Below are 14,986 nucleotides of genomic sequence, written 5' to 3' on the forward strand. Positions count from 1 at the left end.
GCCGAGGAATCTCGCGTGCTGATGTCAGGATTACTATCACAACATCAGCACGCGAGATTCCTCGGCAAGCTCGGAATGACGTTCTACTTGCACTCTACTGTGCTACCGACTACTCCGGCTTGCTCACTTTCCGGGTGCCCTGGTATAGCTCGTATTTCAGCAGGCGGCAATCAATGGGGCCGTTGTAGAGCGGGATGCGGCGGCTGGCTTTCAGGCCGATGCGCTTGGCGGCCTCCAGGTTGCCGGTGAAGATGTAGGCGTCGTAGCCCTGGAAGCCTGATTTGAGCGTATCGCCGATGGTTTTGTAGAGGGCATCCATTTCGGCCTCCTCCCCGATTCGCTCCCCGTAGGGCGGGTTCATGATGACGATGCCGGGCTCCTCGCGGGCCGGGGCCTTGGCCTCCTTCACGTCGCGCACCCCGAAGCGGATGTAGTCCTCCAGGTCGGCGGCGGCCACGTTTTCGCGGGCCAGCGCAATGAACTCGCGCGAGAGGTCGGAGCCGGCCAGGTAGGCCTGGGGCTCCTCGATGCGGGCCTGGCGGGCATCCAGCTGCACCGATTCCCAGAGGGCGGCGTCGAAATCGGACCAGTTTTCGAACCCGAACTTGCCCTGGTGATAGAGGCCGGGGGCAATGCGCTGGGCAATGAGGGCGGCCTCGGTGAGCAGCGTGCCCGAGCCGCACATGGGGTCGATGAGCGTCTTTTTGCCGTCCCAGCCCGCCAACAGCAGCAGGCCGGCGGCCAGGGCCTCGTTGAGCGGGGCCACGTTGGTTTGCTGCCGGTAGCCGCGCTTGTGCAGGGATTCGCCGGAGGCGTCGAGGCTGAGCACCACGTCGTTCTCAATCATGTGCAGGTGCAGCCGGATGTCGGGGTTCTTCACGTCCACGCTGGGGCGCGAGCCGGTGCGGTTGCGGAACTGGTCCACAATGGCATCCTTGGTGAGCTGGGCCACGAACAGGGAGTGGTCGAAGGTGGACTTGTTGACCACGGCCGTAATGGCAAACGTCTGGTCCTGACGAATGTACTTGCTCCAGTCGATGCGGCCGACTTCGCGGTAGAGAGCTTTTTCGTCGCGGGCGTAGAAGCCGGCGAAGGGCCGCAGGATGCGCATGGCCGTGCGGCACCAGAGGCAGGCTTCGTAGAGCAGCTGGGTGTCGCCCACGAACTCAATGGCACGCTGGCCCACTTTCTCAATTTTGGCCCCGAGCTGGCGCAGCTCCTCGGCCAGCACCTCTTCCAGCCCGAACTGAGTGGTGGCAGTCATGTAAAATGGGGCGGAGCGGCGGTTGGGCTGAGGCATGAGCAAAACAGAAAGTAAATCGGGCTACAAAGGTCGGGGTAGCGCAGCACATTTTCTGTATCAGGTAATCACACATCTTCTGCCGGCCCAACACAAATGGGGTTAATTTGCGGAGCGGCATCAATTATCCATCCGTTCCATAGTCGTTTAGTCTGCTGCTAGACTATCCTCCACCACACGCTCGAAAACCCGTGAAGCAACTTCTTATCCGTTTAGGGCTTATTCAATATCTATCCTTCCGTCTGCCCATCAGCGCGGAAGCCTTCTACCCTATCCTGCGTCATCAAGTCGACATCGGTAGCACGCAAGGGTTTGCCATGTTCTTCGATATTCTTTCTTCCGGCAGCAATGATTACGTGGGGGAAGTAAGACCTGGCACCTTCAGCATCAGGCGTCGGAAACGTTTTTTTGACATGAGCATGAACCTGGCAACCGCCACCGGCACCTATGCTACCCAAGAAAACGGCCTTATGGTCACAGCGGAAATCAATGGTTTCTCCGGCGTGATGATTCCCTTTCTGATTTTTGCCTTACTGATCTACAGTGTCGGTATAGGCAGTGTCATTTTTGCGGATGGTATCCCCTTTTTCGTGCTGTTCTTTTTGCTGATTCACGCGGCCTTTATGCTGGGCATACCTTATTTCATTATGAAGCGTGGCACAAAGCGCATGGCTTACGAATTGGAACGAGACTTTTATTATCTGGCCGGTCAACTCCAGAACAGGTGAGGATACCATCTTTATCTACGCCTTACTTCTGACAAAAACTCCGTAGCATTGCTAAGCCGGCCTCACGGGCCGGCTTTTTGTTTCTCTCACCCTCGCCTGTTATGGCCGCTCCGGTTACTTCCTCCACTCCCACCCTCGCGCCCGACACGGCCCGCTCCTACGCGGGCCCCATGGTGCTGATGACGACCCTGTTCTTCCTGTTCGGGGCCGTTACCAACTTCAACGACGTGCTCATGCCCTACCTCAAGGACGTGTGCCAGCTGACTGATTTGCAGTCGTCGGCGGTGCAGTCGGCCTTTTTTGGGGCGTATTTTCTCATGTCGCTGCCGGCGGGGCGGCTGCTGGAGAAGCTGGGCTTCAAGCGCGGCATTGTGGCGGGCCTGTTGATTATGGCCGTGGGGGCGCTGGTATTTGTGCCGGCGGCCAACTCGCGCACGTTCGGGCTGTTTCTGCTGGCCTTGGGGCTGCTGGGCGCGGGCGTTACGCTACTGCAGGTGGCGGCCAACCCCTACGTATCGGTGTTGGGGCCGGCCCGCACGGCGGCCAGCCGGGTGAGCATCGTAGGCGTGGCCAACGGGCTGGGCGGTACCATCTCGCCCCTCATCGGCGGGCTGATTCTGTTCGGGGGCTCGGCCGTGCTGAAGGCCCGGCTGGCAGCGCTGCCGCTGGAGCAGCGCCTCACCCAGGAAGCCACGCTGGTGAAGCCGCTGTACCTGGGCCTGGCCGGGTTTCTGGCCGTGCTGGCGGTGCTGTTCTTCCTGGTGCGCCTGCCCGAAATTGAAAGCATTCCGGCCGATGAGGAAACGGCAACTGCTCCCGCGGAAACCGGCCGCCGCTCCGCCCTCGACTACCGCCACCTGGTGCTCGGCATCGTGGCTATTTTCACCTATGTGGGCGTGGAAGTGGGCATCGGCTCCTTTATTATTCGCTACGGCGAGGCCCAGGGCATCAGCCAGCTCAGCGGGTTCACGCAGGAGTTGGTGCGGGGTCTGAGCCTTGCTACCAACTGGGCCGCCACGCTGTTCGGCAACACGCCCGAGCCCATTGATACCACTGCCGGCTTCACCAAGGCTGTGGGCGCGGTGCTGGTGGCCTCCTACTGGTTCGGGCTGATGGTGGGCCGCATCATTGGGATTCCGCTGCTCAGCCGCTTCAACGCCCGCAAGTTGCTGGTGGGAGTGTGCGCCGCCGGTACGCTGCTGGTGCTGCTGTCCATTCTGAACCACGGCGAAACGGCTTTGTGGCTGGTAGTGCTGTGCGGGCTGTGCAACTCCATTATCTGGCCGGTGGTGTTTCCGCTGGCCATTACCGGCCTGGGCCGCTTCACCAAGCAAGGCTCGTCTTACCTGATTATGGCCATTGTGGGCGGGGCCATCATTCCGCCCCTGATGGGCTGGGTGGCCACCCACGGCGGCGGCTTGCGGGTGGCCTTCGGGCTGCCGGCTTTGTGCTACGCCTACCTGCTCTACTATTCCCTCAGCGGCTACCGGGTGCGGTAACTTCCTCCATTTGCAGACGATGGCGCGGCCGGTTTCCTGGGAAGCCGGCCGCTTGCGTTGGGGGCCAGTGCGCAAGAATGACAGCCACCACCTCAACGCGGCGGCAAACGGCTACCTTTGCCGCTGCAACATCCGTTTTCCTGTGCTATGGCCCCGGCTCCCCTACTTGAACACTCCGTTTCCCTGCGTCCCTTCAACACTTTCGGGCTCGATGTGAAGGCCCGGCTGTTTGCCCGCTTTGCCTCGGTGGAGGAGCTGCGCGCTTTGCTGGCCCTGCCCGAGGTGCAGCAGGCCGACAAGCTGATTCTGGGCGGGGGCTCCAACCTGCTTTTCACGCAGGATTTCGATGGCGTGGTGCTGAAGAACGAAATCCGGGGGCTGGAAATCGTGAGCCAGGACGACGACTCGGCTTTGGTGCGGGCCGGGGCCGGCGAGTCGTGGCACGGCATGGTGCAGTTCACGCTGGACAACCAGCTCAACGGCATCGAAAACCTGTCCCTGATTCCGGGCACGGTGGGCGCGGCCCCGCTCCAGAACATTGGAGCCTACGGAGCCGAGCTGAAGGATACCTTTGACCACCTGGAGGCCCTGGAGCTGGCTACTGGCCACGTGCGCACCTTCACGGCCTCGGAGTGCGGCTTCGGTTACCGCGAATCGGTGTTCAAAGGACTGCTCAAAAACCAGTACGTGGTAACCGGGCTGGTGCTGCGCCTGCACCGCCGCCCCCAGCCCAACGTCAGCTACGGTGCCATCCAGACCACCCTCGAAGACATGGGCATTGGCGGGGAGCCCACCCCGCGGCAGGTGAGTGAGGCCGTGATGCACATCCGCCGCAGCAAGCTCCCCGACCCGGCCCAGATTGGGAATGCCGGCTCGTTTTTCAAGAACCCCGAGGTGTCGCAGGCTAAGTTCGATGAGCTGAAACACCTGTTTCCGGGCGTGCCGGGCTACCCGGTGCCGGGCGGCGTGAAGGTGCCGGCCGGCTGGCTGATTGAGCAGTGCGGCTGGAAAGGCCAGCGCCGCGGGGCCCACGGCGTGCACGATAAACAGGCCTTGGTGCTGGTAAACCACGGTGGGGCCCAGGGCCACGACATCCGGGAGCTGGCCTACGATATCATTGCCTCCGTGCGTGAGAAGTTTGGCATTGAGCTGCACCCCGAGGTCAACATTCTATAAGTAATTCAGAAACGGGCCGGTTGCTTTTGAAGCAGCCGGCCCGTTTCGCTTCCGGCTTTTTTCCCATCACCGGAAAAAAGTGCAGCATTTTAGGAATAGAAAGCTGTATTTTTACCTCAACTGGTAGTACTACTGTTCTGTTGCTCACCGCCTGATTCCTCTCTTTACTTCCAGCGCACAACCATCTCTACTACATGAAACAGCTCTTACTTCCAGTACTCCTGCTCTCTACTACCCTGGTAGCTCAGGCTCAACGCCAATCCGCCCGCTCCAAGCCCGCCACCGTAGCTCAGCCGGCCGCACCAGCACAGGCTCCGGCCACTATTTCGGCAGCCCGCACCGCCGGGCCGGGTACTACGGTAACTATCCATGGAGTGGTTACCAACGGCCCGGAACTAGGCCAGCTGCGCTTTGTGCAGGACAAGGCGGCCGGTCTGGCCGTTTTCTCCACCACCAATACCGACCTGCATGCGCTGGTCCCCGGCGACAGTGTACGGATTACCGGAACGCTCAAGAACTACAACGGTCTGTTGGAAATGGACCCCGTAGCCAGTGTCACCAAGCTGGCTTCGGGCCGGCGGGTAGTACCTATTGAGGTAGCCGCGGCTGATATTAACACCGTCTTCGATGACGCCTATGAGGGCCGTCTGGTCCGGATTAAGGGCTTGAGCAGCCTGACGACTGGTACCGGCTCCCCGGCCGATGCTCTGAAAGGTAACAGCAACTACCTGCTGAACGGCCAGAAAAGTACGCCCATCCGCATCAACATAGCCTCAACCGGCGAGAACGGTCTGATTGACAAAACGCCGCCGACCAGCACCTATGACCTGATCGGGACGGTGAGCCAGTTTACTCAGAATGGCACCGGCGGCTACCAGATTCTGCCCCGGCTGTTCTCCGATTTCGTGGTGGCCGGTGGCTTGCCCGCCATTCAGGGGGAGCCGGTGCCTACCAACATCTACCGGAACGGCTTCACAGTGATTTTCCAGACCATCAATCCGGGCAATACCAAAGTAGAATACGGAAAGACCTCAGCCCTCGGCACGGTGATTGAGCTACCGGAGCGCACCACCATGCACAACGTGGAAATCACTAATCTGGAGCCCAGCACCTCGTATTACGTGCGGGTGTCCTCCACCAACTCGGCCGGCACTTCCACCTCTCCCGCCGTGCCCATGCTTACCGACAACAAGAAGAAGCCAGCCGGCCGCTAGATCTGACTTCACCCGGCCAACGAAGCGTCACAAACTCTTCATCTGGCCGGGCACAATTTCAGGCTGAAAATCAGGATATTTGTATCCGTTTTTTTAGTCGCACACCTTCCCCCCAACCTTTTTCTCTTTGATGAAAAAATTACCCTTGCTGGCACTGCTGTTTAGCATTGTCTCGTGGCTGCCTGCGCAAGCGCAAACGGCCATTACCATTGCCGCTGCCCGGGCGCAGGCTCCCGCCTACGGTACATCTGGTGCTACCGTTACGCTGCGTGGTGTTGTTACCAACGGCACAGAACTGGGTGCTATCCGTTACATTCAGGACGGTACGGCCGGCATCGGGGTGTACTCGGCGACGCTGACCACCAACGTGCGCCCCGGCGACTCTATTCAGGTAACCGGCACGCTGAAGGACTACAAAGGTTTGCTGGAGCTGGATCCGGTTTCCTCACTGACGGTACTGGCCGGCAACCGCCCGTTGCCCACGCCGGTGGCATTTTCGGCTACCAATGCCGCCGCGGCTTACGCGGAAGCTTATGAAGGCCAGCTGGTGAAGCTTACCAACGCTACCACCGTAACCACCACAGCCGGGGCAGCTGTTACGGCCTTTTCCAGCACTACGTACCGCATCAGCGGCAATGCCACGACCATCATGTACGTCAACGCGGCCTCCAACGGCCCCGACGGACTGATTGGCAAACCCTCCCCCACGGGTACGTTTGACGTGGTGGGCATCATGAGCCAGTTTACCAACACGGCCGGCAACACCGGCTATCAGTTGCTGCCCCGCCTCTACGCCGATTTTCAGCAGGGCAATACGCCGAACCTGACCAACCAGCCTGCACCGACCAATATTACCACGACGGGCTTCACGGTGAACTACACCACCCAGAACGCCGGTGACACCAAGCTGGAGTATGCCACCTCGGCGGCGGGTCCGTTCACGGCCGTTACCAACGCCACCAGCACTACCAACCACAGCCTGGCTATTTCGGGTCTGCAGCCGGCTACCATCTATTACGTAAAGGCCAGCAGCACCAACGCCACCGGCCTTTCGGAGTCGCGCGTGGTACCCATGATTACGGCTTCGCAGTCGACGGGTAAGATGCGCACCTACTTCACCAACCCCGTGAATACGGCCCTGGCCAGCCCCGGCAACAACGCCGTGTACCTGGCTAACGGCGCTATGGCGGATACTGTGGCCCGCTACATTGCCCGCGCCCAGCAGACGCTGGATATTGCCATCTACAACTGGAACAGCCCTACTATTCTGGCAGCCGTAAACGCCGCTAAGGCCCGGGGCGTAGTGGTGCGCGTGATTTTCGAGAACGACAACGCCAACGTCAGCATTCAGAGCCTTGATGCCAGCATTCCGCGTATCGGCCGCCAGACGACCACCAACATCATGCACAACAAGTTTGTGGTGATTGACGTGAACAGCACCAACCCCAATCAGCCCTGGGTATGGACCGGCTCCACCAACTGGACCGGCGCGCAGCTGAGCACCGACCGTAACAACTCCATTGCCATCCAAGATCAGTCGCTGGCGAAGGTGTACACCGTGGAATTCAACGAAATGTGGGGCTCGGGCACCCAGGCTACGGCCAAGTTCGGCTCGCTCAAAACCGACAATACCCCGCACTTCCTCAACATCGGCGGCAAAATGGTGGAGTCGTGGTTCTCGCCGACTGACAACGTGAACGGCCGCCTGATTCAGGCTGTGCAGACCGCCGACAACGACCTGCACATTGCTACCATGCTGCTCACCCAGAGTGACATCGGCAACGCCATCCGCAACCAGATCCAGCAGAAGAACATCGGCAGCTGCTCAGAGATGCTGCTGAACGAAATTACCGCCAATACAGCTGCCCAGACCATCTTCGACAACATCCAGTCCGTTATCGGCAACCGGATTATGCTGTACAACGGCACGGGCATCATGCACCACAAATATGCCATCATCGATGCTGGTGCGGCTCAGTCGGATCCGCAGGTATTCGTGGGCTCGCACAACTGGAGTCTTTCGGCTAACACCGAGAATGACGAAAACACGCTCATCGTGCACGATGCCCGCGTGACCAACCAGTACTACCAGGAATTCGCCAAGCGCATTCAGGATCAAAACAACGGTGTGCAGGTATGTAACCTGGTGCTGAGCAACAAAACAGCCACGGTGCAGCAGAGCAGCGTGCAGGTGTACCCCAACCCCACCCGCGGCCAGTTCCAGCTGCGCGTGCAGTCGGGTGCCGCCCGCACCGCCCGCGTTATCCTGCGCGACGCCACAGGCCGCGTAGTACTCGACCAGATCAAAGCCCTTACCGGCCAGGACGTAAGCGTGGACGCCTCGCAGCTGCGCGCCGGCCTGTACTTGGTGCAAATCGAAACCGCCGAATCGACGCAGGTTAGCCGCGTGGTGGTGGAGTAATCAGAGGTTAGATATGAGAAGCTAGAACTTAGATATCTGGCGGCTCACACAGTAGAAAAGGCGGCTTCCGATATCGGGAGCCGCCTTTTGCGTTTTATCGGGCTTTATCTTTTTCCTCGTGACAGTCAATGGATAAACCTACTCCGCTTCTGCCCAACCGTAACATTTCCTGTGCATCAAACCCTAAAGCACATTGATGGGTGTACAAATAGGTAATACTCAAACTGATGCATTCTTTTTCAACACCTAATTGTAACAGCGCATCGAGTTTTGGCTCTAGCAGGTCGAGAAAGATATTAATGAAGTCGAAGTAAGGAGCTTCATCATCTGAAACAACCAAATAAGACCAGGAGTCTGGTTGCTCTGAACTGAACCAATGCTTCTCCCAGGGCTCCGGCACTACACCCAGCAGTTGGGTTATAGCATCATAGGTTTCAAAACCAGGTTTATCATACCCGATGTATAGCCGATAGTATTTCATTGCCAGCGCCGCTGGGCCCAGGTCTGGCGCTGCTCGGGCGTCTGGAACGACCAAGCCACGAGGCGGCTGATTTTCTGGCCCTGGCTCATGTTGAGGATGCGGGTTTCGGGAGAGCCGGCCAGCTTCAGGAAATGCTGGATGCTGGGCAGGGTTTCCTTTTTGGAGATAAGCGTGGTGAACCACAGCACCTGCTGGCCCAGCGGCGCGCTTTGGGCCACCATGCGTTTCAGGAAGCCCTCCTCCCCGCCTTCACACCACAGCTCCGAGTTCTGGCCCCCGAAGTTCAGTACCGGTGCGGCGGCCTTGGGGTAGCCCAGGTTGCGGTTTTTGCGCTGGCTGCCCTCGGCCGCTGCCGCCGCCGAGGCGTGGAACGGCGGGTTGCACACCACCAAGTCAAACTCCTCCCGGGGCTTTATAATGCCCTCAAACACGTAGTCGGCGTGGGTTTGCAGGCGGAAATCGATGCGGCCGGCCAGCCCGGGGTTGGCGGCTACCATGGTGCGGGCAGCTTTCAGGGCTACCTGGTCGATTTCGGAGCCCACAAAGCGCCAGCCGTACGCCTGGGAGCCGATGATGGGATATACGCAGTTGGCCCCCACGCCCACATCGAGCACGTGCACGGCCTTGCCGTGGGGTACTTCGCCGCCGTTGGTTTCGGCCAGCAAATCGGCGGCGTAGTGCAGGTAGTCGGCGCGGCCGGGAATGGGCGGGCAGAGGTAGCCGGCCGGAATATCCCAGTGCTGCACGCCGTAGAACTGCCGCAGCAGGGCCCGGTTCAGAGCCTTCACCGCGGCCGGGTTGGCGAAGTCAATGGTTTGGTCGCCGGTGGGGTTGGGCACCACGAAGGCGGCCAGTTCGGGGCTATGGCTGAGCAGCTGCGGAAAATCGTAGCGGGCGTTGTGAGGGTTGCGAGGATGCAAAATCGGGAGGGGGAAAAGATGAAAAACCGCTTTAGCGGTCTGATGACAGGTTGCACCGGTGCCGCCAGTTGGCCATGCTACCCAGCAGCAGCGAAAATGCCAGCAGCACCAAGAGCACCAGCACGCTGTTGAGCAGCACGCGCGGATAGCCCAGCGCCCCCGCATCCACGAACGGATACGGATAAAACCGGGCTCCGGGCCCGCGCAGCAGCGTATACGCCAGGTACAGGGCCGGATACAGCAGCCAGTATGGCACCGTGCGCAGCCGCACCGGCCCACCGGAAACAAACCCGAGCCAGTAGCCCAGCATGTACAAAGGTACGAGGCCGTGGAGGATGTCGTCGGCCACGCGGCCCCAGCCGGCCACGGGCACCAAGCCGCGCAGCACCGTTTGGTACACCACGCCCACTACCAGAATGTACACCGTGAGGGCCGTACCCACTTCCGGCTGCAACACCCAGCGCTCCAACTGCCCGCCCGGCGCCAGCCCGCGCACCAGAAAATACGCCGTAATCAGCGCGTTGGTCAGGATGGTAAAGTAGCTGAAGAAGCGGATGAGGGTTTCCAGCGGCGGCAGTTGCCGGTGGGTGAACGTGAGGTAAAACTGCAGCCCCAGGCCCGTCAGCCCAAATGTTGCCCCCACTACAGCCCAACGGCGGCTTTGCGCATCCTCCATGGCAGATACCTGATTATGCAGGGCTACCAGCGCGGCCGCCCGGAGCAAGATAGTTGCCTTGCACTAAGCCACCCAAAGGCAAACGTAATTCTGCAGCTGACTGCCAATAGATTAGCTCCAGCTCATCCGAATTTCCACCTCCGGCCCCTGAATAACCACAGTTCCCCCCATGGCACCATCTTCGCCCGGGTATACCTTATACGTTTTTCGGCTGCCATCCTGCGTGAAATAAGCGGTGGCAAGCCGTTTGCTCCAATTAATCCATTTGGCCAAGGATGTGGCTGAGCAGTTGGGGAAAATCGTAGTGGAGGTTGCGAGGATGCATGGGGTGGTGGAATGTGTATCGAGTGTAAAGAAAAAGTCTCGCTTATTCTCACCAACTTCTACTAGAGTTAAAATGACCCTTGAATTCAGATAGGACGAAGCTGAAAGCTACGCTCCAAATCGTGTTTAATTACTGCCAGCGTCGACTTCTCAACGCCATGTCCGCCATAAAATCCCACAACAGCAAGCAGCACTGCGGCAACGGCAGCATGCCATTGCTGATTCTGAACTGCCAGCAACAGTAGTAATCCAGCAATGATCAGCAAAACGCGCTTAGAATTGTTGCCGTTGGCTGCACTCGTAAGCTGTAGTTTAATTACCGGATCAGTGACGGAAAGGGGCATCGTCAAAACGGCTGGCTCACGGTGAATCCTTCCCCCAATTGAGGGGCCGAAAGCAATAAAAGGCTCAACTGACAACTCAGATGCACTAGACCACCAAGCCCGATATGCATGCTTGTGCAGTGGCCCACCTTCTTCTTCAATGAACTGGTGCGCTACTGCTAACAACTCCTCGATAGGTAATGAACTGCGGTAGGTATAAACTGGCATCGGAATCAATACAGTAAAGGACAGCTGTGTAAGTGCTTCATAATGGTAAAAACCAAGCCCGCTCCGGTTCCCAACTGGTTACCGGAGCGGGCAGCAAAGATGTGAGGTTTTACTTCAGCACGGCAATGGTGACGCCGTCGCCGCCGCGGTCGGCGTGCTCGTCGGCTACGCTGGCTACGGCGCGGGTGCGGTGCAGATAGTCGCGGGCAATCTGGCGCAGCACGCCGTTGCCGCGGCCGTGCAGGATTTTAATTTCCGGCACGCCCAGCATCACGGCATCATCCACGTAGGCCATAATTTTGTTGAGGGCATCTTCGGCCCGCTCGCCGCGCAGGTCGAGGGTGGTGTTGAAGCCGGCCATGCGGCCCGTAATATCCAGCGTGGCGTGCTGGGCCGGGGCCTTGCGGGCGGCCGTTTTCTCCCGCTCCCGGATTTCGGAGCGGGTGAGCTTTTCCAGCTGGCTGACTTTGACAATGGTTTTCATGCCGCCAAAGCTCACCTCGGCCGTTTTGCCTTTCACACTCATGATTTCGCCGTGGCCCTCCTGCCCCAGCAGCGCCACTTTGTCACCGGGCTTGAGGGTATTAGCGTCGGCCATTTCGCGGGTGGCGCGGGGCTTGGGCGGCTCAATCTGCAACTTCTCGCGCACAAAGGTATCCAGCTTCACGCGGGCATCCTTGGTGCGCTCCTTCTCGGCCTGGGCCAGCCGGATTTCCTGGATGGTGGCCTCAATCTGCTGGTTGGTATCCTTGAGAATGAGCTTGGCCTTGGCTTTGGCGTCGCGTAGCACCTCCAGCGTGGTATCGTCGAGGTACTTCTTGAGGTCCTGATACTCCTGGGCGGCTTTTTTCATGCGCCGCTCGGCCTTAGCGGCTTCGGCGGTGCGCTGCTCCAGCTCGGTTTTCTCCTTCTCAAGGCCTTCCAGCAGCCGGTCGTAGCGGATTTTGTCCTTGCCTACCAACTGCGTGGCACGCTCCACCAGCTGCCTGGGCAGCCCGATTTTGCGGGCAATTTCGATGGCGAACGAGGAACCCGGCTTGCCGATTTCCAGCCGGTACAAAGGCTGCAGCTGCTCGGGGTCGTAGCGCATAGCCCCATTCACGATGCCGGGCGTACGCTCGGCGTAGTTTTTCAGGTTGGTATAGTGGGTGGTGATGACGCCGAAGGCCCGGGCGCGGTTCAGCTGCTCCAGCACGGCCTCGGCAATGGCCCCACCCAGGCTGGGTTCGGTACCGGTACCAAACTCATCGATGAGCACCAGGCTGCGCTTGCCCGCCAGCGTCACGAACTGCTTCATGCTGAGCAGGTGCGAGGAGTACGTACTCAGGTCGTTTTCCAGGCTCTGCTCGTCGCCGATGTCCAGGAAAATATCGTCGAACATGCCGGCCTCGGAGTTTTCCCCGGCCGGAATCAGCAGGCCGCACTGCAGCATGTACTGCACCAGGCCCACCGTTTTCATGCTCACCGACTTACCGCCCGCGTTGGGACCCGAAATCAGCAGGATACGCTGCTCGGGCGTGAGCTCAATATCCAGGGGCACCACCTCGCGTGGGTCGTCCTTGGCATGGCTCAGGAACGTGAGGTAGAGCAGCGGATGGCGCACCTGCTGCCAGCGCATCATGGGGCGCGGGTGCAGCACGGGCAAGGAAGCCTCCAGGCGGCGCGCCAGCTGGGCCTTGGCCCGAATAAAATCGAGCAAGCCCAGATACTGATACGCCTTGCGCAGATCCGGAATATGAGGGCGCAGCTGGGCCGTGAGCTGCAGCAGAATGCGCACCAGCTCACGGTGGTAGGCGTTGTCGAGGTCCTTGATGTCGTTGTTGAGCTCGAAGACGGCCTCCGGCTCGATGTACACCGTCTGGCCCGTGGCCGACTCGTCGTGAATCAGGCCTTTCACCCGGCGCTTGTGCTCGGCAATTACGGGCAGCACCAAGCGGCCGCCCCGGATGGTGGGCTCGGAGCCCTCAGGCACCCAGCCTTCCTGGCGGGCGTGGCGCAAGATGCCGGCAATCTGCTTGCGCAGCTGCACCTGCCGGGCAATCAGCTCCTGCCGGATCTGGCGCAGCAGCGGCGAAGCATCGTCGCGCACGAGGCCCTCGTCGTCCACCACTTTATCCAGGGCGGCCAGCAGGTTGCGGTCTACCTGCACGCCAATGCCCAGTAGGCGCAGCGTGGGGTACAGGTCTTCCTCGGTACGGCTGAAAAAGGTAAGGGCCTCGCGAATGGTGCGCAGGCTCATCTTGATGGCGTAGAAAGCCGCCACCTCCAGGTAAGAGCCGGGCAGATTGGCCCGCACCAGGTGCTGGTTTACGTCGTGGTAGTGGGAGCCGGGAAACTCGGCCCCGCTGTTGAGCAGCTGGCGGAATTCATCGGTTTGCAGGAGCAACTTTTCCAGCTGGTCGTGCTTGGTCAGAAAGCTCATCTTGGCTACAAAGTGCCGGCCCAGCGCGCTCAGGCACAGGCCGTCCAGCAGTTCACGCAGCTGCGTGAAGCCAATCTTCTGCTCGAAATTCTGGGGTAAAATCAAATCGGGGAGTCTTGGAAATCGGAATGGGATGCGAAGATAAACAGCAGACAGGGTCGGAAAGATTCAGTTGGGCTAATAAAGAAACATGGGCTACCTATTAGGCTTCGTGCTGACTCCGGCCTTTTCCCGCAGTCCACCACGAACCCAGGTAACTCAAATATGCTCCGGCAGCGCCTAGGATATTCACAGTAGGCACGCTTGCATTGAATAACGACTTGCTTACGAACAGCAAAAGAAGGAAAGTAATAACTATCAAAAGGACAGTAGAGATGCGGCGTTCAAAAAAACTGCGGGCACGGACCATACTCCCAGGATGAAGCTGCTGATACCTTCCTGCAACCGTTTCCAGTGCCTGAACCAAGCCGGCAAAATCACCGATGGAGCCAAACAACTGGTTTGCACTAATCTTTCGCGAAGCTTTGTTTGCTAACCTGAATACAATTTCCTCCCGGTCCCGGAGCGACTTATGCTTATAGTGCTTTACTTCAGCAAACTCTATTACAGATGGCTGTGAACGGCTGTGGTAATGCACGACTACCCGCTCCGCCCATACTTCTACAGTTGCCTGTTGTATCACCAGCCGCTTCAGTACCAAATAGCCGCCTACCGCAACAACCATCAGCAGGCCTGCTTCAGCAACTTTTACCAAGCCGGGCACTTCCGAGGTCAATATGGCAAGCGTCCCCAACAGAAATGAGAGCATAGCCGGTAGCCCAAGCACAAAGGCTAACCTTGAATTACATAGCCTTACCTCAAACTTTTCGGGCATTGATAGAACGCTACGGTTTCAGCCTTTCTACATCTCCTCTTCCACACCCAGTCCGAATAGGGCGAAATCGTACTTCACGGGGTCGTGGGGGTCGAAGGTGCCGGCCCAGCGTGCTCAGGCACAGGCCGTCCAGCAGTTCACGCAGCTGCGTGAAGCCAATCTTCTGCTCGAAATTCTGGGGTAAAATCAAATCGGGGAGTCTTGGAAATCGGAATGGGATGCGAAGATAAACAGTATAATGCAGGCTAAAGATTCGCTGAAGTCGACAAATACTATAGCGGATTCATGAACGGTATACATGATAGCCGCAATGGTTGAACCAGGCTTTGGCGTCCTTGCTGGAAATCCAGTCCACGGCCGTTTGGATAGCCGCCTCCACTGCTTCACGGGTACGGGCCT

Annotated in this window: 12 protein-coding genes and 1 pseudogene; 5 read left to right on the forward strand and 8 right to left on the reverse strand. The window is 59.1% G+C overall.

Annotated features, from left to right (window positions below):
• Positions 1 to 109: 109 nt before the first annotated feature.
• Positions 110 to 1,300, reverse strand: coding sequence for a THUMP domain-containing class I SAM-dependent RNA methyltransferase (locus EI291_RS19690; RefSeq protein WP_125424001.1), 1,191 nt, complete (start codon positions 1,298 to 1,300; stop codon positions 110 to 112).
• A 191-nt stretch (positions 1,301 to 1,491) separates the two neighbouring features.
• Between EI291_RS19690 and EI291_RS19695 the strand changes: the two genes are divergently transcribed.
• The 5 genes from EI291_RS19695 to EI291_RS19715 all read left to right on the forward strand — a co-directional run bounded on the left by EI291_RS19695 (position 1,492) and on the right by EI291_RS19715 (position 8,339).
• Positions 1,492 to 2,028 (forward strand): hypothetical protein, encoded by a 537-nt coding sequence (locus EI291_RS19695; RefSeq protein ID WP_125424002.1) that lies wholly within the window; start codon positions 1,492 to 1,494, stop codon positions 2,026 to 2,028.
• A gap of 101 nt (positions 2,029 to 2,129) precedes the next feature.
• Positions 2,130 to 3,527 carry a sugar MFS transporter gene (locus EI291_RS19700; protein ID WP_125424003.1) on the forward strand — a complete coding sequence of 466 codons (1,398 nt, stop codon included), beginning with the start codon at positions 2,130 to 2,132 and terminating at the stop codon, positions 3,525 to 3,527.
• A 147-nt stretch (positions 3,528 to 3,674) separates the two neighbouring features.
• Positions 3,675 to 4,703: a UDP-N-acetylmuramate dehydrogenase gene (gene murB, locus EI291_RS19705; protein WP_125424004.1), complete on the forward strand. Its 1,029-nt coding sequence runs from the start codon at positions 3,675 to 3,677 to the stop codon at positions 4,701 to 4,703.
• 194 nt (positions 4,704 to 4,897) lie between these two features.
• Entirely contained in the window at positions 4,898 to 5,917 is a 1,020-nt protein-coding gene (locus EI291_RS19710) for a hypothetical protein (RefSeq protein ID WP_125424005.1), read from the forward strand.
• Between the two features lie 130 nt (positions 5,918 to 6,047).
• Positions 6,048 to 8,339 (forward strand): phospholipase D-like domain-containing protein, encoded by a 2,292-nt coding sequence (locus EI291_RS19715; protein ID WP_125424006.1) that lies wholly within the window; start codon positions 6,048 to 6,050, stop codon positions 8,337 to 8,339.
• A 94-nt stretch (positions 8,340 to 8,433) separates the two neighbouring features.
• On the opposite strand, the gene EI291_RS19720 is transcribed toward EI291_RS19715, so the two are convergent.
• From EI291_RS19720 to EI291_RS23575, 7 genes and pseudogenes are all read right to left on the reverse strand, one after another.
• Positions 8,434 to 8,820 carry a hypothetical protein gene (locus EI291_RS19720; protein WP_125424007.1) on the reverse strand — a complete coding sequence of 129 codons (387 nt, stop codon included), beginning with the start codon at positions 8,818 to 8,820 and terminating at the stop codon, positions 8,434 to 8,436.
• Complete coding sequence (gene rlmF, locus EI291_RS19725) at positions 8,817 to 9,740, reverse strand: 23S rRNA (adenine(1618)-N(6))-methyltransferase RlmF (RefSeq protein ID WP_240635609.1); 924 nt, start codon at positions 9,738 to 9,740, stop codon at positions 8,817 to 8,819. The genes EI291_RS19720 and rlmF overlap by 4 nt, the downstream gene beginning before the upstream one ends.
• Before the next feature lie 31 nt (positions 9,741 to 9,771).
• The gene (locus EI291_RS23250; RefSeq protein ID WP_240635610.1) at positions 9,772 to 10,464 is read right to left on the reverse strand and encodes a Pr6Pr family membrane protein; all 693 of its coding nucleotides are present in this window, start codon (positions 10,462 to 10,464) and stop codon (positions 9,772 to 9,774) included.
• A gap of 362 nt (positions 10,465 to 10,826) precedes the next feature.
• Positions 10,827 to 11,291 (reverse strand): hypothetical protein, encoded by a 465-nt coding sequence (locus EI291_RS19730; protein ID WP_125424009.1) that lies wholly within the window; start codon positions 11,289 to 11,291, stop codon positions 10,827 to 10,829.
• A gap of 109 nt (positions 11,292 to 11,400) precedes the next feature.
• A complete protein-coding gene (locus EI291_RS19735) occupies positions 11,401 to 13,818 on the reverse strand; it encodes an endonuclease MutS2 (RefSeq protein ID WP_125424010.1) in 2,418 nt (805 codons plus the stop codon).
• Positions 13,819 to 13,915: 97 nt separating this feature from the next.
• On the reverse strand, positions 13,916 to 14,521 hold the full coding sequence (locus EI291_RS19740) for a hypothetical protein (RefSeq protein ID WP_125424011.1): 606 nt from the start codon (positions 14,519 to 14,521) through the stop codon (positions 13,916 to 13,918).
• Between the two features lie 93 nt (positions 14,522 to 14,614).
• A pseudogene (locus tag EI291_RS23575) lies at positions 14,615 to 14,683 on the reverse strand (DUF2400 family protein); the annotation flags it as partial.
• Positions 14,684 to 14,986: the final 303 nt, after the last annotated feature.

The sequence above is a fragment of the Hymenobacter rigui genome (assembly GCF_003944715.1).
Classification (GTDB): domain Bacteria; phylum Bacteroidota; class Bacteroidia; order Cytophagales; family Hymenobacteraceae; genus Hymenobacter; species Hymenobacter rigui.

Coding starts and splice junctions, on each gene's coding strand:
- EI291_RS19740 (WP_125424011.1), bottom strand. CDS start 14,521: ATGCTCTCATTTCTGTTGGGGACGCTTGCCATATTGACCTCGGAAGTG.
- EI291_RS19730 (WP_125424009.1), bottom strand. CDS start 11,291: ATGCCAGTTTATACCTACCGCAGTTCATTACCTATCGAGGAGTTGTTA.
- EI291_RS19715 (WP_125424006.1), top strand. CDS start 6,048: ATGAAAAAATTACCCTTGCTGGCACTGCTGTTTAGCATTGTCTCGTGG.
- EI291_RS19720 (WP_125424007.1), bottom strand. CDS start 8,820: ATGAAATACTATCGGCTATACATCGGGTATGATAAACCTGGTTTTGAA.
- EI291_RS19690 (WP_125424001.1), bottom strand. CDS start 1,300: ATGCCTCAGCCCAACCGCCGCTCCGCCCCATTTTACATGACTGCCACC.
- EI291_RS19710 (WP_125424005.1), top strand. CDS start 4,898: ATGAAACAGCTCTTACTTCCAGTACTCCTGCTCTCTACTACCCTGGTA.
- EI291_RS19700 (WP_125424003.1), top strand. CDS start 2,130: ATGGCCGCTCCGGTTACTTCCTCCACTCCCACCCTCGCGCCCGACACG.
- murB (WP_125424004.1), top strand. CDS start 3,675: ATGGCCCCGGCTCCCCTACTTGAACACTCCGTTTCCCTGCGTCCCTTC.